Origin of the sequence: Falsiroseomonas stagni DSM 19981 (assembly GCF_900114315.1) — a bacterium.
Classification (GTDB): Bacteria; Pseudomonadota; Alphaproteobacteria; order Acetobacterales; family Acetobacteraceae; genus Falsiroseomonas; species Falsiroseomonas stagni.
Genome location: NZ_FOSQ01000011.1, coordinates 17,305 through 40,957, shown reverse-complemented (window position 1 = coordinate 40,957; position 23,653 = coordinate 17,305). Strand labels below are relative to the sequence as shown.

Annotated in this window: 20 protein-coding genes; 15 read left to right on the top strand and 5 right to left on the bottom strand. The window is 71.6% G+C overall.

Annotated features, from left to right (window positions below; genetic code table 11):
• Window positions 1–74: 74 nt before the first annotated feature.
• Entirely contained in the window at window positions 75–1,322 is a 1,248-nt protein-coding gene (gene serA / locus BM041_RS22355; protein WP_092962131.1) for a phosphoglycerate dehydrogenase, read from the bottom strand.
• 243 nt (window positions 1,323–1,565) lie between these two features.
• On the opposite strand from serA, the gene BM041_RS22350 reads away from it, so the two are divergent.
• From BM041_RS22350 to BM041_RS22335, 3 genes are all read left to right on the top strand, one after another.
• Window positions 1,566–1,838 (top strand): hypothetical protein, encoded by a 273-nt coding sequence (locus BM041_RS22350; RefSeq protein WP_092962130.1) that lies wholly within the window; start codon window positions 1,566–1,568, stop codon window positions 1,836–1,838.
• Window positions 1,839–1,852: 14 nt separating this feature from the next.
• Entirely contained in the window at window positions 1,853–2,461 is a 609-nt protein-coding gene (locus BM041_RS22345) for an HAD family hydrolase (protein WP_092962129.1), read from the top strand.
• A 406-nt stretch (window positions 2,462–2,867) separates the two neighbouring features.
• A complete protein-coding gene (locus BM041_RS22335) occupies window positions 2,868–4,568 on the top strand; it encodes a calcium-binding protein (RefSeq protein WP_092962127.1) in 1,701 nt (566 codons plus the stop codon).
• 9 nt (window positions 4,569–4,577) lie between these two features.
• Here the strand turns inward: BM041_RS22335 and BM041_RS22330 are convergent, their stop codons facing one another.
• From BM041_RS22330 to BM041_RS22320, 3 genes are all read right to left on the bottom strand, one after another.
• Window positions 4,578–6,023 carry a sensor histidine kinase gene (locus BM041_RS22330; protein WP_175534093.1) on the bottom strand — a complete coding sequence of 482 codons (1,446 nt, stop codon included), beginning with the start codon at window positions 6,021–6,023 and terminating at the stop codon, window positions 4,578–4,580.
• Window positions 6,024–6,165: 142 nt separating this feature from the next.
• Entirely contained in the window at window positions 6,166–7,464 is a 1,299-nt protein-coding gene (locus BM041_RS22325) for a Zn-dependent hydrolase (RefSeq protein ID WP_092962125.1), read from the bottom strand.
• A gap of 163 nt (window positions 7,465–7,627) precedes the next feature.
• Window positions 7,628–9,343, bottom strand: coding sequence for a hypothetical protein (locus BM041_RS22320; RefSeq protein ID WP_092962124.1), 1,716 nt, complete (start codon window positions 9,341–9,343; stop codon window positions 7,628–7,630).
• A 144-nt stretch (window positions 9,344–9,487) separates the two neighbouring features.
• Here BM041_RS22320 and BM041_RS22315 point away from each other — a divergent pair, with 144 nt between their 5' ends.
• The 9 genes from BM041_RS22315 (at window position 9,488) to BM041_RS22275 (ending at window position 17,276) form a co-directional block, all read left to right on the top strand.
• Window positions 9,488–10,621 (top strand): hypothetical protein, encoded by a 1,134-nt coding sequence (locus BM041_RS22315; RefSeq protein ID WP_092962123.1) that lies wholly within the window; start codon window positions 9,488–9,490, stop codon window positions 10,619–10,621.
• A gap of 74 nt (window positions 10,622–10,695) precedes the next feature.
• Entirely contained in the window at window positions 10,696–11,403 is a 708-nt protein-coding gene (locus BM041_RS22310; RefSeq protein WP_092962122.1) for a class I SAM-dependent methyltransferase, read from the top strand.
• A 101-nt stretch (window positions 11,404–11,504) separates the two neighbouring features.
• Window positions 11,505–12,692 (top strand): urate hydroxylase PuuD, encoded by a 1,188-nt coding sequence (locus tag BM041_RS22305; RefSeq protein ID WP_092962121.1) that lies wholly within the window; start codon window positions 11,505–11,507, stop codon window positions 12,690–12,692.
• 1 nt (window position 12,693) lies between these two features.
• A complete protein-coding gene (uraH, locus tag BM041_RS22300) occupies window positions 12,694–13,032 on the top strand; it encodes a hydroxyisourate hydrolase (RefSeq protein WP_092962120.1) in 339 nt (112 codons plus the stop codon).
• A 42-nt stretch (window positions 13,033–13,074) separates the two neighbouring features.
• Window positions 13,075–14,754: a thiamine pyrophosphate-binding protein gene (locus tag BM041_RS22295; RefSeq protein WP_092962119.1), complete on the top strand. Its 1,680-nt coding sequence runs from the start codon at window positions 13,075–13,077 to the stop codon at window positions 14,752–14,754.
• Window positions 14,755–14,762: 8 nt separating this feature from the next.
• Complete coding sequence (locus BM041_RS22290; protein WP_092962118.1) at window positions 14,763–15,728, top strand: 3-hydroxyacyl-CoA dehydrogenase family protein; 966 nt, start codon at window positions 14,763–14,765, stop codon at window positions 15,726–15,728.
• Complete coding sequence (locus BM041_RS22285) at window positions 15,725–16,489, top strand: SDR family NAD(P)-dependent oxidoreductase (protein WP_092962117.1); 765 nt, start codon at window positions 15,725–15,727, stop codon at window positions 16,487–16,489. The genes BM041_RS22290 and BM041_RS22285 overlap by 4 nt, the downstream gene beginning before the upstream one ends.
• Window positions 16,490–16,510: 21 nt before the next feature.
• A complete protein-coding gene (locus tag BM041_RS22280) occupies window positions 16,511–16,690 on the top strand; it encodes a hypothetical protein (RefSeq protein ID WP_092962116.1) in 180 nt (59 codons plus the stop codon).
• Window positions 16,691–16,811: 121 nt separating this feature from the next.
• Entirely contained in the window at window positions 16,812–17,276 is a 465-nt protein-coding gene (locus BM041_RS22275) for a DUF6525 family protein (protein ID WP_139226145.1), read from the top strand.
• A gap of 3 nt (window positions 17,277–17,279) precedes the next feature.
• Here BM041_RS22275 and BM041_RS22270 read toward each other — a convergent pair whose 3' ends face one another.
• Window positions 17,280–18,281, bottom strand: coding sequence for a LacI family DNA-binding transcriptional regulator (locus BM041_RS22270; protein WP_092962114.1), 1,002 nt, complete (start codon window positions 18,279–18,281; stop codon window positions 17,280–17,282).
• 144 nt (window positions 18,282–18,425) lie between these two features.
• Here BM041_RS22270 and ptsP point away from each other — a divergent pair, with 144 nt between their 5' ends.
• The 3 genes from ptsP to BM041_RS22255 are packed head-to-tail and all read left to right on the top strand — an operon-like array spanning window position 18,426 to window position 23,591.
• Window positions 18,426–20,966: a phosphoenolpyruvate--protein phosphotransferase gene (gene ptsP / locus BM041_RS22265; RefSeq protein ID WP_092962113.1), complete on the top strand. Its 2,541-nt coding sequence runs from the start codon at window positions 18,426–18,428 to the stop codon at window positions 20,964–20,966.
• The gene (pfkB, locus tag BM041_RS22260) at window positions 20,966–21,892 is read left to right on the top strand and encodes a 1-phosphofructokinase (RefSeq protein ID WP_092962112.1); all 927 of its coding nucleotides are present in this window, start codon (window positions 20,966–20,968) and stop codon (window positions 21,890–21,892) included. The genes ptsP and pfkB overlap by 1 nt, the downstream gene beginning before the upstream one ends.
• 13 nt (window positions 21,893–21,905) lie before the next feature.
• Window positions 21,906–23,591: a PTS fructose transporter subunit IIC gene (locus BM041_RS22255; protein ID WP_092962111.1), complete on the top strand. Its 1,686-nt coding sequence runs from the start codon at window positions 21,906–21,908 to the stop codon at window positions 23,589–23,591.
• Window positions 23,592–23,653 lie beyond the last annotated feature (62 nt).

Here is a 23,653-nt window from a genome sequence, read left to right as displayed (position 1 = left end):
AAGCATGAGGTCCAGGAGCCCGCTGGCTCCTGGCGGGGGGTGCAGGGGGGCGGAGCCCGCCCTGCAGGCCACCCTCAGCGCCGCTCGTAGATCAGGCGCGCCCGCACGGTGCCCGGCAGTTCGCGCAGCTCGGCCAGGATCGCTTCCGCTTCCGCACGGGCTTCGACGCTTTCGACCACGATGTAGCCGAGTTCGGAATCCGTCTGGTAGTACTGGGCGGTGATGTTCAGGCCGCGGCGGCCGAAGCTTTCGTTGATGCGGGACAGCATGCCGGGTGCGTCCCGGTGCAGGTGGGTCCAGCGGGCGCCGGCGGGGCGGACGGGCAGTTGCACCTGCGGCAGGTTGACGGAGCCCATGGTCGCGCCGGTGTCGCTGTAGTCCACCAGCTTGCGGGCCACTTCCTGGCCGATCCGGTCCTGCGCTTCCGCCGTGCTGCCGCCGATATGGGGCGTCAGGATCACGTTGGGCAGGCCCTGGAGCGGGCTGGTGAAGGGGTCGCCGTTGCGCTTGGGCTCCACCGGGAAGACGTCCACGGCGGCGCCGAGGATGCGCTTTTCCCGCAGCGCATCGGCCAGCGCGTCCACATCCACGACCGTGCCGCGGGCGTTGTTGATGAAGATGGCGCTGGGCTTCATCCAGCCCAGTTCGCGCGCGCCGATCATGCCGACGGTGTCGGGCGTTTCCGGCACATGGATGGTCACCACGTCCGACTGCGTCATCAGGTCCTTCAGCGACGCGGCCGGGCTGGCGTTGCCATGCGGCAGCTTGCCGGTGTGGTCGTGGTAGAGAACCCGCATGCCGAAGGCTTCCGCCAGGACGGAAAGCTGGCTGCCGATATTGCCGTAGCCGACGATGCCGAGGGTCTTGCCCCGCATCTCCCAGCTATTGGCGGCCGACTTGTCCCAGCCGCCGGTGTGGGCGCTGTTCGACTTCTCGACGATTCCGCGCATCAGCATCACGGCTTCCGCCAAGGTGAGTTCGGCGACGCTGCGGGTGTTGCTGAAGGGGGCGTTGAACACGGCCACGCCCCGGCGGGCGGCGGCGGCCAGGTCCACCTGGTTGGTGCCGATGCAGAAGCAGCCGATGGCGATCAGCCGGTCGGCGGCGGCCAGCACTTCCTCCGTCACCTCGGTGCGGGACCGGATGCCGAGGATATGCACCCCCTTCACCGCCTCGATCAGCGCCTGGCCTTCCAGCGCCTTCTTCTCCCGCGTGATGGTCACGTAGTCGGCGGAGCCGAACAGGTCGACGGCGCTGTCCGCGATGCCTTCCAGCAGCAGGATGCGGATGCGGTCCTTGGGGAGGGAGATGCGGTCGTTCATGGCGTGCTGGGCATCCGGGGAGGATGAGAGGGGGCGCTTCTCTGCCCCCGATGCCCGGCCGGGGCAAGGGTTGCATGGGAGGGTCGGGGAGGGGGGGTGCGGTCCGCGTGAATTTCCTGTAACCTTACGTCACTCGGTTCCGCCGATTCCGGCGGCTATGGGTTCGCGTGGGCTGACAGGATGTTCATGCGCCGCCAGGCGGCGCGGATGACGGGAGGGGTGGTGTGATGGCCGCGTCGCGGCATGGTTGATTCCGGCAGGCCGGGTCCCCTGGCGGGGGATGGGCTGGAGGCATTGGCCGAGATGGCGGGGGACGATCCCCGGGCGCGGGACGCGCTGGCGCGCGCCGGCCGCGTCGGGCTGCGCATCGGGCTCGCGGGTCCGGCGCTGCTGCTCTATGCGCTGTCGGCGGCGGAGGCGGTGCGGCGCGGCGATGACCCCGCAGGCCGGCTGGCGGCGGACCTCGCCCGGGCTGGGATCGAGGAGCCCTTCGGGACTACCCTGCCCCAGGCATAGCAGGGAGTCCGGTGATGGCGGCGTCCGTGGTGGTCTTCGATGTCGGCAATGTGCTGATCGAGTGGGACCCGGAGCATCTCTATCGCAAGCTGATCCCGGATGCCGCCGCGCGGGCGGATTTCCTGTCCCGCATCTGCACCATGGACTGGAACCTGGAACAGGATCGCGGCCGGCGATGGGCGGAGGCGGTGGCGGAGCGCACCGCCCTGTTCCCCGACCAGGCCGACCTGATCGCCGCCTATAGCGACCGCTGGCATGAGATGGTGCCGGGAGAGGTGCCTGGCACGGTCGCGATCCTGGAGGGGCTGCGCGCGGCGGGCGTGCCGCTCTACGCCATCACGAATTTCTCCAGCGAGAAATTCGCGGAGGAGCAGGCCCGCTTCCCCTTCCTCGCCCGCTTCATCGATGTGGTGGTGTCGGCGGAGGAGCGGCTGCTGAAGCCCGACCCCGCGATCTATCGCCGGCTGCTCGACCGCAACGGCCTGGCGGCGGCCGATTGCCTGTTCATCGATGACAGCGAGAAGAATGTGACCGGCGCGCGCGCGGTGGGGATGCGGGCGCATCACTTCCGGGATGCGGCGGGGCTGGCGGCAGCCTTGCGGGCGGAGGGCCTGCCGGCCTGAATCGCATGGCGATCTCGCCGATGCGGGCCAGGATCGCCGCCTCCGGTTCCGCCGCCTGCGTCCCGGGCATCGGGCCAGGTGCCGGCGCAGCAAATTCACCGGCACCCTGCGCTGGCGGACCGGCAGGTCGCGGGCCCGGCCCAGCATCACCCGGCTGGTCGAGGCGCTGCAGAAGGCGCGCCCCGCTGTCGATCGCCGGATCGACACGGAACGCCGCGGCTCTGCCGCCGGCGATCGCGAAGGATCCCTGATCCCGCGCAGTATTGTTTCTGCGTTTCGCCGGTGGCCCGCGACGCGACAGGATTGAAACCACGTTACAGCACCCGCGCCATCGGCCCGCGGCCGGCCTCCCCTATTGTCGCGCCATCGCCGGCAAGCGTCCGGCATCGCGAAGCGGAGAACGACGATGGCTTTCATCAATGGCAATGCGCTGAAGAACCACCTGATCGGCACGGGTTTCGCCGACTACATGGATGGCGGCGCCGGCGACGATACGATGGGCGGCGGCCTGGGCCAGGACACGCTGTATGGCGGTGCCGGCAATGACTGGGTGCAGGGCAATGAAGGGAACGACCAGCTCTACGGCGATGCGGGCAACGACACCCTGCGCGGCGACGAGGGCAATGACTGGCTGGATGGCGGCACGGGTGCCGACAACATGGCCGGCGGCATCAACGACGATACCTATGTCGTCGACAATGCCGGTGACCTGGTGATCGAGGCGAAGAACGAGGGCATCGACACCGTCCGTGTCTCCATCTCCAGCTATGCGCTGCACAACAATGCGGAGAACATGGTCTATACCGGCCTCGGCGACTTCGCCGGCACCGGCAATGCGGAGCGCAACCAGATCACCGGCGGCATCGGCGACGATACGCTGGTGGGTGGCGGGCTTGGCGGCGATACGCTGAAGGGCGGGCTGGGCGATGACGTGCTGGTGGGCAGCGGCGGCCACTGGGCGGACCTGCTGGTCGGCGGCGCCGGCAACGACACGCTGAACGCGGCGCCGCGGTTCAGCTTCTCCCAGGCGGAGGATACGCTGGTCGGCGGGGCCGGCGACGACACCTACTACATCACCGGTGGCGCCTCCGCCTATGTCGAAGCTGCATCCTACGAGGCCAATGGGGGCGCCCCCGTGCTGGGCCGCATGGCCTTCGTCGAGAAGGTGGTCGAAGCCAGGGCCGAAGGCACGGACACGGTGGTGCTGGGCACCGGCTTCTTCGACCTCACCAATGTCGATTTCAGCAACGCCAACGTGACGGCCAGCACCAACGTGCAGATCGCCGACTCCTTCGTGCCCAGCTGGATGCAGGAGGGCAGTGTCGCCGGCACGCTGGCCGACCTCTACGCCAATGTCGAGAACCTGCGGATCGAGACCCCGGCCGACGTCTATGCCGGGGACATGCCCATCATCGCCGCGGGCAATGACCTCGACAACGTCATCACCGGCGGCGACCACGCGCAACTCCGCCAGATGCTGCGCGCGGGCGGCGGCAACGACACGGTCTTCGGCGGTGCCGGGCGCGATCTGCTGTACGGGGAGGAGGGGAACGACCAGATCCACGCAAGCGGCGGCAACGACGTGGTCTTCGGCGGCGCGGGCAACGACACGCTGCTGGGTGATGCCGGGGATGATCAGCTTCGCGGCGGGAAGGGCGACGACGTGCTCGGCGGCGGCGCCGGCAATGACTACCTGCATGGCGGCGAGGGCAATGACCAGCTGCACGGCAATGCCGGCGACGACATCCTCTTCGGCTTCTCGGGCGCGGACCAGATGACGGGCGGCATCGGCGCGGACCTCTTCCAGTTCGACCATTCGGCCAAGGGATCGCAGAGCGTCATCACTGATTTCCAGCGCGGCGCCGATCACATCGTCATCGAAGCCGGCACGATCCAGCCGGACGGGACGGTGCAGTTCCTGGCTGGCGGGCCCGCCGCCAACATGGCCTGGCAGGTGGTCACGGATGCGGGGCTGCGCATCCTGGCCGATACGGATGGCGATGCGGCGGCGGATATCGACGTGATGGTGAACTTCGCCACCGGCGGCGTGGCCCCCCTGACCAATGCCGACTTCCAGTATTGGTACGGTGGCGACGCGCTGTTCTGATCGCGGCCGCTACCCCGCCAGGCCCGGGATCGTGTCATCCGGGCCGGCGGGGATGCGGTCCAGCGGGATGGCCAGGTGGCAGGCCAGCCCCTCCGGCCGCCAATCCATCGCGATCGACCCGCCGAGTTGCCCGCGCGCGGTCCCGTCCAGCACCCGCGTGCCGAAGCCGCTGCGCGGCGGCGGGGCGGTGATGGCGGGGCCGCCGCTCTCCAGCCAGTCGAGGTGCAGCGCCTGCCCCTCCACCCGCCAGGCTACCAGCAGGCGCCCGGTCTCCACCGACAGGGCGCCATGCTTCATGGCGTTGGTGGCGAGTTCGTGGACCAGCATGGTCAGCGGCTGCGCGGCCGCGGCGGGCAGCACCACGGCGGGGCCGCGCAGCGTGGCGCGGCTTTCGCGCTCGCCATGCTCGACCAGGAAGGGGGCGATCTCGCCCTCCACCATGGATCGCAGGTCGGCACCCGCCCAGCGATCCTTGGCCAGCAGCGTCTGCGCCCGCGCCAGCGCGGCGACGCGGCCTTCCACCGCGCGCGCGAAGCTCGGCAGGTCCGGCGCGCGGGTCAGGCGCAGCACCGCCTGCACCACCGCCAGCACGTTCTTGGCGCGGTGGTCCACTTCCCGCGCCAGCAGCGCCTGGCGCTCCTCCGCTTCCCGCCGCTCCGTGATGTCGAGCACCGATCCGACATGGCCGAGATAGTCGCCGCTGGCGGCCAGGCGCGGTTCCGCGGCATCGATGGCCCAGCGCCAGGCGCCGTCGGCGCGCTTCAGCCGGTAGTCCAGCCGGAAGGAGGCGTGGTCGCGGATGCCCTGCATGAAATGCGCCCGGGCGGGGCCCCGATCCTCGGCATGCACCGCGTCGAGCCAGCCGGTGCCGAGGCCCGTGGCCGGCGTCTGGCCGGTGAAGTCGTACCAGCTGCGGCTGAGATGCGTGCAGTAGCCGCTGCTGTCCGTCACCCACATCATGGCGGGCGCGGCATCCAGCAGGGCGCGGAAGCGCCCCTCATTCTCCCGCAGGCGGCGTTCGGCCAGCACCTGGCCGGTGGTTTCCATGCAGGAACAGAACATGCCGGCGACCGCGCCGGCCTCGTCATGCGCGGGGCTGTAGGAGAAGGTCCACCAGGTGTCCTCCCGGTAGCCATGCCGTTCCATGACGAGGTGGAGGTTCTCGCTCCAGGTCGCCTGGCCGGCCAGCGCCTGGCGGATCAGCGGCAGGATGGCGTCCCAGATCTCCGGCCAGACATCCCGGAAGGGCCTGCCATAGGCCTCGGGGTGCCGCCGGCCGAGGATGACCGCATAGGCGTCATTGTAGAAGAAGGTCAGCGCCGGGCCCCAGGCGACGAACATCGGCTGGCGGGAGTGGCGCATCAGCCGGAGCGTCGTATCGAGCGCGCCGGCGCCCGCCACGGGGTCCAGCACGCCCGATCCAGGCGGCGTGCCGCCCCTGCCATCAACGCCCATGCACGGTTTCTCTCGGCTGCCGGCGGCGCCGCCCGGCGTGGCCGGGGCCACGGGCGTGGGCGGCCCCGGGGCAATCCTTAACGGGCGGTACCGGCGGCGACGATTCAACTTAGCCGGAGCGTGATCCCCCGGCCGTGCAACCTCAGCGGTTCGCCAGCGTCGCCAGCACCTGGGCCAGCACCCGCGCGCCATTCGCGACCTGGGCGGGCGTGCTGTATTCGGCGGGGTGGTGGCTGACGCCGCCCCGGCTCGGGATGAAGATCATCCCGGTCGGGCAGACCGGCACCAGGAACTGCGCATCGTGGAAGGCGCCGGAGGGCATGCGCCGCGTCGTCAGGCCCTGGGACCGGGCGGCGGCCTCGATCGTGTCCTGAACCATGGCGTCGAAGCGGGCGGGCAGGGCGTGGAAGCGTTCCGTCACGGTGGCGCGGCAGGTGGTCAGCGCGGCCTGCACCGTCGCCTCGATCGCGTCGCCCTTCGGCAGCAGCACGGCGGGGTCCGGGTGGCGGAAATCGATGGTGAAGCGCGCGCGGTCGGCGACGGTGTTGCTGGAATTGGGGCCGACCTCGATCCGCCCCACCGTGAAGCGCAGCACGTCGGTCGGGTCCGCCATTAGCGCGTTCAGCGCATTGATGACCCGCACCATGTCCTGCACCGCGTCGCGGCGAAGCGAGAGCGGCGCGGTGCCCGCATGGTCCGTCTTGCCCTCGATCTCCACCAGGAACCAGCGGCTGCCCTGGATGCCGGTGACGACGCCGATATCGAGCCCTTCCGATTCCAGCAGCGGGCCCTGTTCGATATGCGGCTCGACATAGGCGAAGGGGCGCGGCCCCTCCACGATGCCGAGCGGGCGGCGCGGGATGTCCGCTTCCGCGGCCAACAGCGCGGCGAGTTCGTCGCCGAAGCGGATGCCGTCGCCATCCCTGGTGTCGTTCCAGGTATCGGGCGGGCGGTGGCCGGACCAGGCCATGCTGCCCATGCAGCCCGGCGCGAAGCGGCCGCCTTCCTCATTCGTCCAGGCCACGATCTCGATCGGGCGCTTGGTCGCCATGCCCGCCTCGCGGATCGCCTGCACGGCCTCCAGCGCCGCCAGCACGCCCCAGATGCCGTCGAAGCGGCCGCCATTGGGCTGGCTGTCCATGTGGCTGCCGGCCATGACCGCGGCGGCGCCGGGTTCCGTCCCCTCATGCCGCAGGAACAGGTTGCCCAGCACGTCGACGGAGGGCTTGAGGCCGAGCGGCAGCGCCCAGGAGAGCAGGAGGCGCCGGGAATCGCGGTCCAGCTTCGTGAGCGCGGCGCGGTTCACGCCGTGATGGCCATCGGCATCGGTGAAGCCGCCGAGCCGCGCCATCTGCGCGATGCGGTCCCATTGCCGGGATTCGGAGACGGCGGCGACGAGGTTGGGCGCGGCTTCGACCGATGTGCTGTCCGATGCGGCCATGCGTCGCGTCTCCCCTGTCCCTGCGCGCCCCTGTTTGGCGGGGAACAGGCGTCAGATCAACGGGGTGAGGCGCCGCGGGAGCATCCTGGCAGCGGGGCGTGCCCGCCGGCGGTCGCGGCGGTTCAGTCCTGGCTCGACGCCGGCTGGGCGATGTCCGGCCGCCTCACGGCAGCCTTACCGTCAGCCCCAGCTGCCGCGCGCCCTCCGACGGTCCCGCGGCCATCAGCCCCGCCATCTCCCCGAACGCCATGGGGCGGGGCGGGCGGAGGGTGAATTCGATCTCCCGCGGCTGGCGGATGAACTGCGCGACGGCTTCCCGCACCGCGACGAAGGGGTCGGGCGCATCGGCCGCCGGCGCCGGGCCGGCCTTGCCGCCGGCGGCGGGTGCCTGGGCGCCCTTGCTGGCGGGGGAAGGCGGCGCGGCGCGGCGGCGCTGTTGCGGCGCCTCACCCGGCAGCGGCATCGCCATCACCATCTGCGCCCATTGGTCGCGGATCCGCGCTTCCGGCACCCGCTGCTGGCGGGCCTGCCAGGCGATGGCGCGGCCCAGCAGCCCCTGGTCCCGCCAGGACAGCGTCACCGCCTCCATCCGGGCATTCATCAGTGCCGCCGCCTGCGCATCGGGGTCGAGCACCGTGCCGGGAAGGGGGGCGGGCATGTCGAGGAAGCGACCGGCGAGCGTCAGCGTGCCGGCCTCGTTCCACCGGGTCCGCCAGGGGCTCAGGGCGAGGACGCCGCCGGCCCGGGCCAGGGTGGCGCGCATCTCCAGTCCGCCCGCGATCTCCGTGTAGCCCAGCTGTTCCAGCGGCGGCGCGCTGCCGCGTGGCAGGGTCACGCGCAGCCCGTCGACCACGAGCGACCCGCCGACGACGCCATCGGCCGCCACGCTGCCATCCGCCTGGATGCGGCCCAGGCTGACCAGCGGCGCGCCATTGGCCTCCGCCGTGATGCCTTCGATCAGGATCAGCTGCGGCACGCCCGGCGCCGGGTCCGGCGGCTGGATGTTGGTGGACCAGGCGGTGGCGAGCCCCGCGCCATCGATCCCCTGCATCACGATGCGGCCGAGCCGGAACACGCCCGGCCCCATCGCGCCGAATTCCGTGCCGAGAGTCACGCCCTCCACCGCCAGATCGGTGAGGCGTCCCGGCACCCAGTCCCGCAGCGCGACCCGGCCGAGGGCGAGGTCGATCTTCTTCTCCTCATCCACCAGCGTCGCGCCTTCGAGGCTGGCGCCGCGCAGCGTGACATCCTTGATGTCGAAATCCTGGCCGGGTGCGGGCATGGTCACGCCGGCCAGGGCCAGGCGGCCGATGCGGGCGCCGTTGCGGCCGCCGCGGCTGGTGTCTAGATACTCGAAGCCCTCCGCCGTCGCCTGGCCGAGCGCGCCGGGGGCATAGCCCTCCACCGCCAGGCGGCCGAGCCGGACATTCCCCGCCGCGCTCTGGATCGACAGCGAATCGGCCTCCAGCACGCCGATCTCCAGCCGTGCCAGCTCCACCCGCTGCCCCGCGGCGGGAAGGGGGATGCCCCCCAGCACCAGGCGGGCGAGTTCCGTCCGCTCCCCCTTGCCCTCCGTCATCAGCAGGGCGCGCATCTCCGCGCGGCCGAGCCGTGTGTCGGAGACGTCGGAGAGCAGCACTTCCGCCACCGTGACCTGGCGGGGTCCGCTGGTGATGGTGACATCGCCCAGCCGGGTGCGGCCGGTGACGGGATCCACCTGGCGCAGCCCCCAGGTGATGCGCGCCTCGGGCCCGATGGACTGGCGCAGCACCTCGATCGCCCGGTCCACGCGGCGCTCCGCCTCCGCCTGGGCGAGGGCACCCGCGACCGGCAGGGCGATGGCGCCGGCGACGGCGATGATGACGAGGCGGCGGCGCATCGGCGGACTCCCGGCTTGGACGTGCCGCGTAGCCTAGGATAATCCGTGGGGGTTACGAAGTGGCGGCGAAGCGGGCACGGCAAGGTGAATGGCCCCCGGGCTGCGCGGGCGGGAAAGCCCGGGGGATGGGGGAGGCGGGCCGGCATGACGATGGTTTCGGCAGTGGACCGGCTGCGCGCCGCGGCGCCCGGCATCTTCGCGCGGTCGACCCATCCGGCCAGCGGCATCGACAGCTGGCTGCTGCGGATGCCGCCCTCGGTCTCCTCGCAAACGCTCTATTTCGGCAAGCCGTCCTGCGATGACGGGCTGCGCTTCCTGTGGTTCGCCTGGTTCACGCCCTGGGCCGGGTCGGCCAAGGCGGGGCGGATGCTGGGCGTCGTGGACCTGGAACGCGGCACGGTCACGCGGCTGCCGGACCACCAGTTCAGCGATGGCGGGGCGGCGGTGGACCCGGCGACGGGGGATCTGGTCTGGGCGAACAACCGGGACCTCTGGCGCCGCGGCCCCGATCCCGAAGCGGTGCCGCGCCACCTCGGCTGCCTGCCCTTCGAGATGACGCATCGCCGCCTCCTCCAGCGCCTGGTCACGCAGCCCAGCATCAGCGCGGACGGGTCGCGGCTGCTGCTCGATTCGCGGATCGGCACGCGCTGCTTCATCGGCGCGCTCGACCTGGCCGATGGCGGGTATGAGCCCTGGTTCTGCAGCCCGTTCCACTTCAACCACGGCCAGTTCTCGCCCACCGATCCGGAGCTGGTGCTGTTGGCGCGGGAGGATGAGGTGGACATGACCTCCGGCGCCAGCGAGCCCTATGAGCACCGCATGTTCTTCTACCGCCGGTCCGGCAGCTTCGGGCCGGTCGGCCCGCCCGGGCGGAAGGCGGGGCATGAGGTGTGGGGCGCGGATGGGCGCGGCGTGTGGTTCGTCGATTTCCGCCAGGGGGTGATGCGCTTCGACATCGCCAGCGGGGCGGCGGAGCTGGTCTGGCGCGGCACCGGCTGGCACACCCATGCCAGCGCCTGCGAACGCTATGTCGTGGCCGACCACCGGATCGGCGAGAACAAGGGCGGCCCCGCCTGGCTGCTGCGCTTCCTGAACCGGGACACCGGCCGGTCCATCGAATTCGCGCGCATGACGCCACCGGTGGAGGATGAGCTGCACCGCCACCCCCATCCCCGCTTCTGCGCCCGGGACCAGGCCGTGACCTACACCACGCTGGTGGAGGGGCGGACCTCGGTCGCCATCGTTCCCACCGCCGACCTGATCGCGGCCACGGCTTAACCTGTTGTTGGCGGGGCCGCCGCTATGCCGGGCGGGACCCCCGGCAGCAGGCCGGCGAGTGGAGGCCCCGCAGGATGCACCACAGCGCGCCCGACAATCCCCTGTATCTGCGGTTCCTGCAGGGAAGGCAGGATCAGCCGCCGATCCACAAATGGCACCATTACTTCGAGGTCTATCACCAGGCGTTCGCGCCTTTCCGCGGCAGGCCGGTGACGATGCTGGAGATCGGCGTGCAGCGCGGCGGGTCGCTTCGCATGTGGCAGGACTACCTCGGCCCGCAGGCGCGCATCTTCGGGATGGATATCGACCCGGCGACGGAAGCCCATGGCCTGCCCGGCGCGAAGGTCTTCGTGGGGGACCAGGCGGACCCCGATTTCCTCCGCGCCGCGCTGGCGGAAATGGGGCCGCCCGACATCGTGCTGGATGATGGCGGCCACACCGCCCGCCAGCAGATCAACACCTTCGATGTCCTCTACCCCGCCATGCGCCTGCCCGGCGCCTACCTGATCGAGGACACCCACACCGCCTTCTGGGGCGGGCCCTTCGCCGATGACCCGCAGGGAAGGTCCATCTACGACGTCGCGTTCGGAGTCTGCCAGCGCCTGCATGAATGGACGGGGCGCGTGGGCTCCATGGACCGGCTCGGCATCCCGCCCGCGGAACGGGGGCCGGGCGATGCGGTCAGCGAGTTGTGCCGCACGACGGAAAGCGTGAGCTTCTTCGACAGCATGATCCTGTTCCGCCGCGGCGAACGCGCGGAGCCCTGGCACGAGGTGCGGTAGCCCCTTGCCCCCAGGGCCCCGTTTCGCGATTGTTGCAGCGCAAAACGGCGCCGACCCGCGCCGGGGGCAAAACGGCGCCGCGACGCGCCCCAGGGATGCCGATGGACCTCGCCTACCTCTCCGACTGGGCCAGCCTGCTCATCCGGTGGCTGCACCTGATCACCGGCATCGCCTGGATCGGCACCAGCTTCTACTTCATCGGCCTCGACAACCAGTTGGACCCGCCGCGGGACGGCAACCCCCGCGTGAAGGGGGAGCAGTGGGCCATCCATGGCGGCGGCTTCTACCGGAAGGAGAAGTACCTGAACGCCCCGGCCCAGTTGCCGGAAAAGCTGCACTGGTTCAAATGGGAAGCCTACTGGACCTGGATCAGCGGCTTCTCGCTGTTCATGCTGATCTATTGGGGCCAGGCCTCCACCTACCTGGTCGATCCGGCGGTGATGAACCTCTCGCCCGGCGTCGCGGTCGCGATCTCCGCGGCGATGCTGGTGGGCGGCTGGGTGGTCTATGACCTCGTCTGCAAGTCGAAGTTCGCGGAGAATGAGCGCAACCTGTCGATCTTCGGCGTCGCGCTGCTGGTCGTCTCCGCCTTCGTCGCCTGCCACATCTTCAGCGGGCGCGGCGCCTTCCTCCAGATCGGCGCGATGACGGGAACGATCATGGTGGCGAATGTCGCCATGGTCATCATCCCCGGGCAGCGGAAGATGGTCGCCGCCATGCAGGCGGGGCAGGAGCCCGATCCGAAATACGGCCGCTGGGGCAAGCAGCGCAGCGTCCACAACACCTACCTGACGCTGCCCGTGCTGTTCCTGATGATCAGCCCGCACTACCCCATGACCTGGAGCAGCGACTGGAACTGGGTGGTGCTGCTGGCCATCACGCTCGCCGGCGCGCTGGTGCGCCAGTTCTTCGTGCTGCGGCAGATCGGCAAGAACCAGGTGATGCTGCCCGCCATGGCCATTGCCGTGATCGTGGTGCTGGCGATCATGCTGATGCCGAAGCGCGGGCCGGACATCGCGGGCATGGAGGTGCCCAGCTTCGCGGAGGTCCAGGCCATCACCGCATCCCACTGCGCCTCCTGCCACGCCGCCCGCCCGACCTTCGAGGGCATTGCCGCTGCGCCCAAGGGCGTGCGCTTCGACGACCCCGCCCAGATCCGCCGCTGGGCCCAGGCCATGCGCCAGCAGGTGGCGACGGAGGCGATGCCGCCGGGCAACATGACGGAGATGACGACGGAGGAACGGCAGAAGATCCTCGCCTGGGTCGCCGCCGGCGCGAAAGCCGACTGAGATGAAGGCCAGCGCGCTGACGACCCATATCCTCGATACCGCCTCCGGCAGGCCAGCCCAGGGCGTGCGCGTCGAATTGTTCCGGCTGCAGGGCGAGGCCCGCGAGAAGGTGACGGAGGCGCTGACCAACGCCGATGGCCGCACCGATTCGCCGCTGATGAATGCCGCTGATTTCGTCGCCGGGACCTACGAACTGCGCTTCCACATCGGCGCGCATTTCGGCGGTGAGGGTTTTCTCGACGAGCTGCCGATCGTGGTGACGCTGCGGGCGGGGGAGGGGCACTACCACGTGCCGCTGCTCTGCACGCCCTGGAGCTACGCGACCTATCGGGGTTCCTGACGCCGTCTTGCCCCACCCGCCCCGGGCGGGCAGGCTGCCGCCATGGGGGAACGACCGATGATGACCGGCGCCGAATGGCTGGCGGGGAGCCTCGCGGCTTCCGGGCAGAGCCATGTCTTCTTCGTCGATGCCGTGCTGCGCCCGACGCTGCTGGCGCTGTCGCGGCTCGGCGTGAAGCCGGTGCTGGCGCATACGGAAAAGGCCGCCGTCTACATGGCGGATGCCTATGGCCGCGTCAGCGGCCGGCCGGGCGTGGTGGCGGCGCAGTCGGTGGGCGCGGCCAATCTGGCGGCGGGGTTGCAGGATGCCTGGCTCGCCCGCAGCCCGGTCATCGCGCTGACGGGCCGCAAGCCCCACGCGGCCCAGCATCGCAACGCCTACCAGGAAGTGGCGCATGCGCCGCTGTTCCAGGCGGTCACGAAATTCTCGGCGGAGGTGGCGGAGGCCGCGCATCTGCCGCGGCTGCTGCGCCAGGCCTGGGCGGCGGCGGTGTCCGTGCCCGTCCGCCCCGTCCATCTCGACCTGCACGGGCTGATGGCGGAGGTGGTGGAACAGGGACGTGTGGCCGAACCGCCCGCCGACCTCTCCGCCCTGGTCGCGCCGCGCTTCCGCGGCGCGCCGGACCCCGATGCGGTGGCCGCCGCCGTCGCCGCCCTGGGGGCCGCGCGCCGCATCGTGATCGTGGCCGGCGATGGCGCCATGCTCTCGGGCTGCGGGGCGGAAGTGCTGGGATTGGCGGAGGCGCTGGAGGCGCCGGTGCTGACGACGCTCGGCGCGCGGGCGCTGGTGCCGACGGCGCATCCGCGGGTGGCGGGTGTCGTCGGGTCCTATTCCGCGCCGCCGGCCAACAAGGTGCTGGAACAGGCGGGCCTGGTGCTGCTGGTGGGCTGCGATACCGGCGACCAGATGACGCATGGCTGGCGCCTGCCGCGCCCTGGCGTGCCGATCATCCAGGTCGATGCCGACCCGCTGGAATTCGACCGCAGCCTGCCCGCGACGGTCGCGCTGCTGGGCGACCCGCGCGCGGTGCTGGTGGAACTGCTGGACCAGCTTGGCAGGCAAGCGCGGGACGATGCCTTCGCGCGGGAAGCGGCGGCGCTGGTTGCCGAATGGCGCGCCTCCGTCGCGCCGCGGCTATCCAGCGACGCCACGCCCATCGACCCCGCGCGCCTCTGCGCGGAGATCAGTGCCGCGCTGCCGGCGGACGGCATCCTCGTCGCCGATACCGGCTATTCCGGCATCTGGACCGGCACGCTGATCGACCTGACCACGCAGGGCTACCAGCGCGCGGCGGGCTCGCTCGGCTGGGCCTTCCCCGCCGCACTCGGCGCGAAATGCGCGGCGCCCGACCGCCCCGTGCTCTGCTGGTCCGGCGACGGCGCCTTCCACTACCATCTGGCGGAGCTGGAGACGGCGAAGCGCCTCGGCATCGCGGTGGTCTGCGTCGTCAACAACAACCAGGGATTCGGCCAGGGCTGGCCCAATCTCCGCCGCGCCGCGGGGAACGACCCGGCGGCGGCGGCGGAGCTGCTGCGCTTCGGCGACCACGCCGATTTCGCCGCCATCGCGCGCGGCTTCGGCCTGCGCGGCATCGTCGTGGAGCGCCCGGAAGACATCGCCCCCGCCCTGCGCGACGCCCTGGCGGCGAAGGAGACGGTTGTCATCGACGTCCGCACGGATATCGAGGCGCGTGCCCCCGAACCCTACACACCCACGGAGTGACAAGCGGCATGGGCATCAAGGTCGCGGTGATCGGCGCCGGCACGATGGGGCATGCCCTCGCGCTGGTCTATGCGCTGGGCGGGCATGAGGTGCGGCTGACCGACAGCGCCATGGCGACGCTCGACAAGGCGGGCCCGCTGATGGAGACGGCGCTGGCCACGCTGGTGCAGGCGGGGGAGGCACCGGCGGAGCGCGACGCCGAATGGCTGCACGCCAAGGTCACGCGCCTGCCGACGCTGGCGGAGACGGTGGAGGGCGCCGACCTGATCGTGGAGGCGATCATCGAGAAGCCGGACGCCAAGCGCGTGCTGTTCGACCAGATCGACGCGGTGGCGCCGATGGACGCGATCATCGCCAGCAACACCAGCTACCTCGATCCCTTCCCGCTGATCCCCGCGCGGCGCCAGCAGCGCGCGATCATCATGCACTGGTACACGCCGCCCTACCTGGTGGATCTGGTGGACATCGTCGGCGGGCCCGAATGCGACCCCGCCTGCGTGGCCTTCGCCCGCGAACTCTGCCTGGCCATGGGCAAGGCGCCCGTCGTCATGCGCAGATTCGTCCCCGGCTACATCGCCAACCGCGTGCAATCCGCGATCGGGCTGGAGATCCAGAAGCTGCTGGATGACGGCGTCGCGACGGCGGAGGAGATCGACACGGCGATCATCGAGGGCATCGCGCTCCGCCTCCCCATCCTCGGCATGCTGGCCAAGGCCGATTTCACCGGCCTGCCCTTCATGCAGGCCAGCCTCTCCAACCGCATGTACGAACCGCCGCCGGTGCGGGGGAAGTGCGAGGCGGTGGATGCGCTGGTCGCGGAAGGCAGGACCGGCGTCATGGCCGGCGCCGGCTTCTACGACTGGGGAGGACAGGACCCGGCCGCGTTGTTCGAGGCGCGCGACCGGCGGTTGATGGAACTCAAGCGCGCCATCCGGCGCATCGGCACCATGGCGGGACAGGGACGAAGCGCATGATCACCTACGACCTCAAGGGCCGCGCCGCGCTGGTCACGGGCGGTGCCTCCGGCATCGGGCTCGCCACCGCGACTCTGCTGGCGCGCAGCGGCTGCGCGGTTGCGATCAACCACCTGGCCGATGACCCGCGCGGGCCGGAGGCGGTGGCGAAGCTCGCTGCCGAGACCGGCGCGCGGGTGATCTCCGCCCCCGGTTCCGTCGCCGATGCGGCGGGCGCGGCGGCGATGGTGGAAAAGGCGGTCGCCGATCTCGGGCGGCTCGACTACCTCGCCAACAATGCCGGCACCCCCGGCACCCGCACCTCCGTCGCGCCGCAGGAGCTGGACCGGCTGACGGAGGAACTCTGGCAGGCCGTGATCGAGGTGAACCTGCTCGGCGTCTTCCGCTGCGCCAAGGCGGCGGCGCCGGCGCTGCGGGCGTCGCGCGGCGCCATCGTCAACACCGCCTCCATCGCCGGGATCAATTCGCCCGGCTCCTCCATGGCCTATGGCGCCACCAAGGCCGGCGTCATCAGCCTGACGAAGAACCTGGCGCGCGGCCTGGCGCCGGAGGTCCGGGTGAATGCGGTGGCGCCGGGTGCGGTGGACAGCACCTGGATGATCGAATGGACGAACGAACAGCGCGCGTCGTCCATCGACAACGCCCTGCTGAAGCGCCGCTGCACGCCGGAAGACCTGGCGGAGGTGATGGTCTTCCTGCTGGCGGGTGCCGCGATGGTCACGGGCCAGACCGTGGTGGTGGATGGCGGGCTGACGGTGTGACCGGCGGGTAGCGGCCGCCCCATGCTGCGCTGGTTTCGCGAGACCGGCGGCGATCCGGTCTTCCTGCTGCTGACCTGGGCGTCCAGGCTGCGGCGGGAGGGGCGGTGGCTCACCCTGGCGGCGGTCCTCACGCTGGCCGCCATCCTGTTCGCTGGCGGGTTCCTGCTCCTGCTCATCGAATTCGGGCTGCCGCGGGGCTGACCGGCGGACAAGGCAGGCCGCCAGCCCCGATCCCTGGTCGCACCCGCCATGCGGCGGGGGGGCGAGGGTTTCGGTTTGCCCGCGCGCGCGCCCTCGCTAGAAGGCGCCGATGGACAACAGCATGGCCACCCGGCCCCGCAGCACGCTGAAGGGCGATGCCTATCGCGCCTATGAGGAACTGCCCCCGGCGGTGCGCCGCGCGCTGCAGGAATCGCTGGTGGATTGGTGTCCGCTGCGTGCTCGGGAATGGCATGTGCGGCTGCTTAAGCAGCAGCGCCTGAAGCCCGCCCAGGCGGCGGAGGCGCTGGTCCAGGCGATCCGCGGGCATGACCAGGCGGAGGTCGCGGCCTTCGCCCGCACCTGGCCCAAGGGCGCGCGGGCCTATCCGCATCTGGCGGCGGAGGCGACCTTGCAGCGCTATGAAGGCCCGGACGGCATCCCGGTGCCGAAGCCGGTTGTCATCGCGAAGCCGGTTGCCAGCCCGAAGCCTGCCGCGCCCCCGCGCAAGGCGAAGCCCGCACCCCGGCCCCGGCCGAAGGCGAAGGCGAAGTCCAAGCGCGCTCCCGCCCGCCGGTCCCGCCGTTGAGGCCTATCGCGCCGCCGTCGATCCCCGCACCACCTGCCGCCCGCTGAGCATCAGCTTCCGAACGGGCGCATCCGGGTCCCGCAGCCGGTCGAACAGCAGGCGCATGGCGCCGCGGCCGATTTCCTCCAGCGGCTGCTCCACCACGGTCAGGCCGGGCTCCACCAGCTCCGTCCAGGGTTCATTGTCGAAGCCGCAGAGCGCGAGGTCCCCCGGCACGCGCAGCCCCGCCTGGCGCGTGGCGCGCAGCGCGCCCAGCAGCAGCAGTGAATTGGCCGCCAGCAGCGCGCCCGGCGGGCCATCCCGCAGCACCGCCAGCGCGGCCTCCGCCGGCGGGGTCGCGGGCGGGATGAAGCGGGCATCGGGCGCCAGGCCGTGGCGGGCCATGGCGGTGGCGTAGCCCTCCGCCCGCGCGCGGCCGGTGTCGCTCGTCTCCCCGAACAGGCCGGTGATGCGGCGGTGGCCGTTGGCGACCAGATGGTCCACCAGGCCGGAAGCGGCCTCCCCATTATCCAGCAGCACGCTGTCGAACAGGCCGGGCGGGCCGGCGCGGTCGATCAGCACCGTGGGCAGGGACAGGTCCAGCCCCGCCAGCCGATGCGCCGTGGCGCGCGTCGGCGCCATGATGAGGCCTGTCACCCGCTCCGCCTGCATCAGCTGGAGGTAGCTGGCCTCCCGCGCCGGATCGCGATCCGAGTCGCAGAGGATGACGCGCAGCCCCGCCTCGAAGGCCGCGTGTTCCACGGCGCGGGCGACACCGGTGAAGAAGGGGTTGGCGATGTCCGCCACCATCAGCCCGATCGTCCCGGTTTCCTGGGACCGCAGGCGACGCGCGGCCAGGTTGGGGCGGTAGCCCGTGGCGCGCACGGCCTGCATCACCTGTTCGCGAAGCGCGTCGCTGATCGGCCCCTTGCCGAGCGCACGGGATACGGTGGCGGGCGCCACGCCGGCGGCGCGGGCGACATCCTTGATGCCGACGGGGGCAGGGGGGGGTGTGATCGATTTCATGAGCCTGCCCCAGCATGGCGCCACGCTGCCAGCCCATCAACGCCTTTCCGCCGCCTCGTCGTTGCCGGGCTTGAAAAACCCTTTGACAGGGGGTGTGGAAACGTTTTCATTCACGACAGCGAAGCGTCAGGCAGGAACGTCCAGATGGCCCAGACCGCGTCCGTCAGCCCCTCCATGGCCATCGCGCCGGAACTCGTGCGCCTCGATGCCCACCCCGCCGACAAGCACGCCGCCATCCAGCAGCTGGGGCAGCTCCTCGCCGCCGCCGGCTGCGTGGACCCCGGCTATGCCGCCAGCATGGAAGGGCGGGAGAGGGCGGCGAACACCTTCCTCGGCCATGGCGTCGCCATCCCCCATGGCCTGGCGGCCGACCGCCACCTGGTCCGCCGCAACGGCCTCGCCATCCTCCAGGTCCGCGACGGCATCGAATGGAATCCCGGCCAGCGCGCGCATCTGATCGTCGGCATCGCCGCGACGTCGGACGAACACATCGCCATCCTCCGCCGGCTGACGCGGCTGATGCAGGACGAAGCCGCACTCGCCCGCCTGTTCACGGTGGAGGACCCGGCCGCCATCATCGCCGCCCTCGGTGCCGAGGCGCCGGAAGCCCCCGCCGCCGCCGCGACGGATTTCGCGGAGCGCGTCGACTGGGTGCTGGACTACCCCTCGGGCCTTCATGCCCGCCCCGCCACGCGCTGGGTGGAGACGGCGCGGGCCACCGGCGCGCGCATCCAGGTGCGCCACGGCGTCCGGGCCGCCGATGCTTCCGCCCTGATCGCCCTGCTGCAACTGGGGCTGCGCCCCGGCGACGCCCTCACCATCTCCGCCGAGGGCCGGGACGCCGCCGCCGCGCTGGCGCGCTTCCGCGCCACCATCGCGGGCCTCTCCGCGCAGGAGAAGGCCGACGCCGCCCTGGCCGCCCGCCGCGCCACCACCACCGCGCGGGGGTTCGAGCCGACCGGGCGGGTCATCACCCTGGCCGGCATCGGCGCCAGCCCCGGTCTCGCCATCGGCCGCATCCACCTGCTGGCGGCGCAGGATGCCGCCATCCCCGACCAGCCTTTGTCGCTGGCGGAAGGCGGCGCCCGGCTGGAACACGCCATCCGCGCCACCCGCGCCCAGTTGAAGGCGCTGGAGGATGACACGGCCCGGCGCCTCGGCGCGGCGGATGCCGCCATCTTCACGGCCCAGGCCGGGCTGCTGGACGACGATCCCGACCTCATCACCACCACCTGCCAGTTGATGGTGGAGGGCCATGGCCTCGCCTGGTCCTGGCACCAGGCGGTGGGGCGCGTCGCCGCCTCCCTCTCGGCCCTCGGCAACCCCGTGCTGGCCGGGCGCGCCGCGGATCTGCGCGATGTCGGGCGCCGCGTGCTCGGCCAGATCGACCCCTCGCTCGCCGGCGGCAGCCTTGCCGACCTGCCGGAGGGGAAGGTGATCCTGGTGGCGGAGGATCTCTCGCCGTCGGACACGGCGGGCCTTGACCCCGATCGGGTGGTGGGCCTGGCCACCGCGACGGGCGGCCCCACCTCCCACACCGCCATCCTGGCGCGCACGCTCGGCGTGCCCGCGCTGGTCGCGGGCGGGGCGGGGCTGCTCGACCTGAAGCCGGGGACGGAGGCCATCATCGATGGCACCGGCGGCCGGCTGCACCTGGACCCGACCGAGGCCGACCTCGCCGCCGCCCGCGCCTTCATCGCCCGCCAGGCCGAACGCCGCGCGCGCCAGGAGGCGCTCCGCGCGGAACCCGCGACGACGCGCGACGGCACGCGGATCGAGGTCGCCGCCAACATCAACCTGCCGGACCAGGCCGCCTTCGCCCTGGCGCAGGGCGCGGAGGGCGTCGGCCTGATGCGGACGGAGTTCCTGTTTCTTGAGTCCGGCGTGACGCCGGATGAGGACAGCCAGTTCGCCACCTACCGCGCGATGATCGAGGCTGTGCAGGGCAAGCCGCTGATCGTGCGCGCGCTGGATATCGGCGGCGACAAGCAGGTGCCGCATCTGCGCCTGCCGGTGGAGGCGAACCCCTTCCTCGGCGTGCGCGGCGCGCGCCTGCTGCTGCGCCGGCCGGACCTGATGGAGCCGCAATTGCGCGCCTTGTATCGCGCCGCGAAGGAAGGCGGCGCGCTGTCCATCATGTTCCCCATGGTGACCTCGGTGCAGGAGGTGATCGCGCTGCGCGCGGCCTGCGACCGCATCCGCGCCGCGATCGGCGCGCCGGAGATCCCCATCGGCATCATGGTGGAAGTCCCGGCCGCCGCGGTGCAGGCGGATGCGCTGGCGCGGCACGTGGATTTCTTCTCCATCGGGACCAACGACCTGACGCAATACGTCCTCGCCATGGATCGCCAGAACCCCGATTTGGCGGCGGAGGCCGACAGCCTGCACCCCGCCGTGCTGCGCATGATCGCGATGACGGTGCAGGCGGCCGACCGCGCGGGGAAATGGACCGGCGTCTGCGGCGGCCTGGCCGGCGACCCCTTCGGCGCCGCGCTGCTGGCGGGCCTCGGCGTGCGCGAATTGTCCATGACGCCGCGCGACATCCCCGCGGTGAAGTCGGCGCTGCGCGGCGCGACCCTGTCGCAGTTGCAGGCGCTGTCGGCGCAGGCGCTGGATTGCGCGACGGCGGATGAGGTCCGCGCGCTGGAAGCCACGCTTGCCCCGGCGGAACAGGAAGCGGCGTGATGCTCACCCTCACGCTCAATCCCGCCATCGATGTGACGGTGGCGCTGGAGGCATTGCTGCCGGGCCAGGTGAACCCGGCCGTGGGCCAGGAACGCCATGCCGCGGGGAAGGGGATCAACGTCGCCTCCTGCCTGGCGGATTGGGGCGCGGCGGTCACCGCCACCGGGCTGCTCGGCGCCGACAATGACGCGATCTTCCGCGCGCTGTTCACGGAAAAACGCATCGCGGACCATTGCACGCGCATCCCCGGCGAGACGCGGACCAACATCAAGCTGCTGGACCGGTCGAGCGGCGAGACCACGGACATCAACCTGCCCGGCCTGGCGCCCGATGGCGCCGCGCTGGACGCCTGCATCGCAGCGGCGGAACAGGCGCGGGATATCGCCGTGCTGTGCGGCAGCCTGCCCCGTGGGGTGCAGTCCGACATCTATGCCCGCCTGACCGCGACGCTGGTGGCGCGCGGCGTGCGCGTGGTGGCGGATGCCAGCGGCGCGGCCTTGAAGGCGCTGCTGGACGGCGCCGTGATGCCGCACGCCATCAAGCCGAACCGGCACGAGTTGGAAGGCCTGGTCGGCCATGCGCTGCCCGACGCCGCCGCGCTGCTCGGCGCCGCGCGCCGCCTGGTGGCGCGGGGCGTGGGCCTGGTCGTCGTCTCCATGGGCGGGGAGGGCGCCTTGTTCGTCACCGCCGATGCCGCGCTGCGCGTACATCCGCCCGCGGTGCCCGTCACCAGCAGCGTCGGCGCGGGGGATGCGATGGTGGCGGGGATCGTCGCCGGCCTCGCCGACAATCTGCCGCTGCCGGCGCTGGCCTGCCGCGCCACCGCCTTCGCCGCGGGCAAGTTGCAGAAGACCGGCGCCCAGATTCCCGGCCGCGCGGCGGTGGAGGCGATTGCCGCCACGCTCCGCCCCGAACCCATCGAATGACGGAGGAAACGACATGTCCGGCGTGATCGCGGTGGTGGAGGGGGGCGACAACCCCGTCCAGGCCATGCTGGCGGCGGAAGCGCTGCGCCAGGCCGCCCGGAAGGGTGGCCGTGAATTGACGGTGGAAATCCGCACCCCCCGCGGCGTGCTGCACCCGCTGCCGGCGCAGCCGGAGGCCGATGCCCTGCTGCTGGTCGGCGATGCCGAGCCGCCCGGGGCGCTGGCCGCGCTGACGCCGATCCGCGCGAAGGTGGAGGACGTGCTGGCCGACGCCATGGCCGTGCTGGACCGCACCCTGGCGCCGACGATTGCCGCGCCCGCCACGTCGGGTGCGAAGCGCATCGTCGCCATCACCTCCTGCCCCACCGGCATCGCCCACACCTTCATGGCGGCGGAGGGGCTGGAAGGCGCGGCGAAGGCACTCGGCCACGGCATCAAGGTGGAGACGCAGGGCTCCGTCGGCGCGCAGAACACCCTGACGGCCGAGGATATCGCGGCGGCCGACCTCGTGCTGATCGCGGCCGATACGCAGGTGGATCTGGCGCGCTTCGGGGGCAAGCGCGTGTTCCTGTCCGGCACCAAGCCCGCGATCAATGACGGCAAGGCGCTGGTGACGCGCGCCTTCGCGGAGGCGACGGTCCAGGCCGGCAGCGCGGCCGCCCCCGCGCCCGGCAAGAAGCAGCTGACCGGCCCCTACAAGCATCTGATGACGGGCGTGTCCTTCATGCTGCCCTTCGTGGTGGCGGGCGGGCTGCTGGTGGCGCTGGCCTTTGCCTTCGGCGGCATCTACGCCTTCGACGACGCGCACAAGGGCACCTTCGCCGGCGCGCTGTTCCAGATCGGCGGGCGCGCGGCGCTGGCCCTGATGGTGCCGGCGCTGGCGGGCTACATCGCCTATTCCATCGCGGATCGGCCCGGCATCGCGCCCGGCATGATCGGCGGCATGATCGCGGGGCACCTCAATGCCGGCTTCCTCGGCGGCATCGTGGCGGGCTTCGTGGCCGGCTACTTCGTCGCCTGGCTCAACAGCAACCTGAAACTGCCCCGGACGCTGGAGGGGCTGAAGCCCGTCCTCATCCTGCCCGTCGCCGGCGCGCTGGTGACGGGGCTGTTCATGATCTACGTGGCCGGCGGGCCGGTGGCCACCGCGCTGGCCGCGCTGACGGAATTCCTCCGCGGCATGCAGGGCAGCGGCGCCATCGCGCTCGGCCTCATCATTGGCGCCATGATGGCCTTCGACATGGGCGGGCCGGTGAACAAGGCGGCCTACGCCTTCTCCACGGGCCTCATCGCCAGCGAGGTCTATGCGCCCATGGCCGCCGCCATGGCGGCTGGCATGACGCCGCCGCTCGGCCTCGCCTTGGCCGCGTATCTCTTCCGCGACCGTTTCACCACGGAGGAACGGGAAGCCGCGCCGGCCGCCGGCGTGCTGGGCCTGGCCTTCATCAGCGAGGGCGCGATCCCCTTCGCCGCCAAGGACCCGCTGCGGGTGATCCCCTCCCTCGTCGTGGGCTCCGCGGTGGCGGGCGCGCTGTCCATGATGGTGGGCGCGGAGCTTCGCGTGCCGCATGGCGGCATCTTCGTGCTGCCCATCCCGAACGCGGTGTCCCATCTGCTGGGCTACATCGTGGCGCTGGTGGCGGGCACGGTCGTCACGGCGCTGATGCTCCGCATTCTGAAGAAGCCTGCGATCGCATGACCGACCGTTTGACGATGCCGGCGGCTGAGGATCCGTAGGGGATTTTTCGTTCCTGCAAGGCG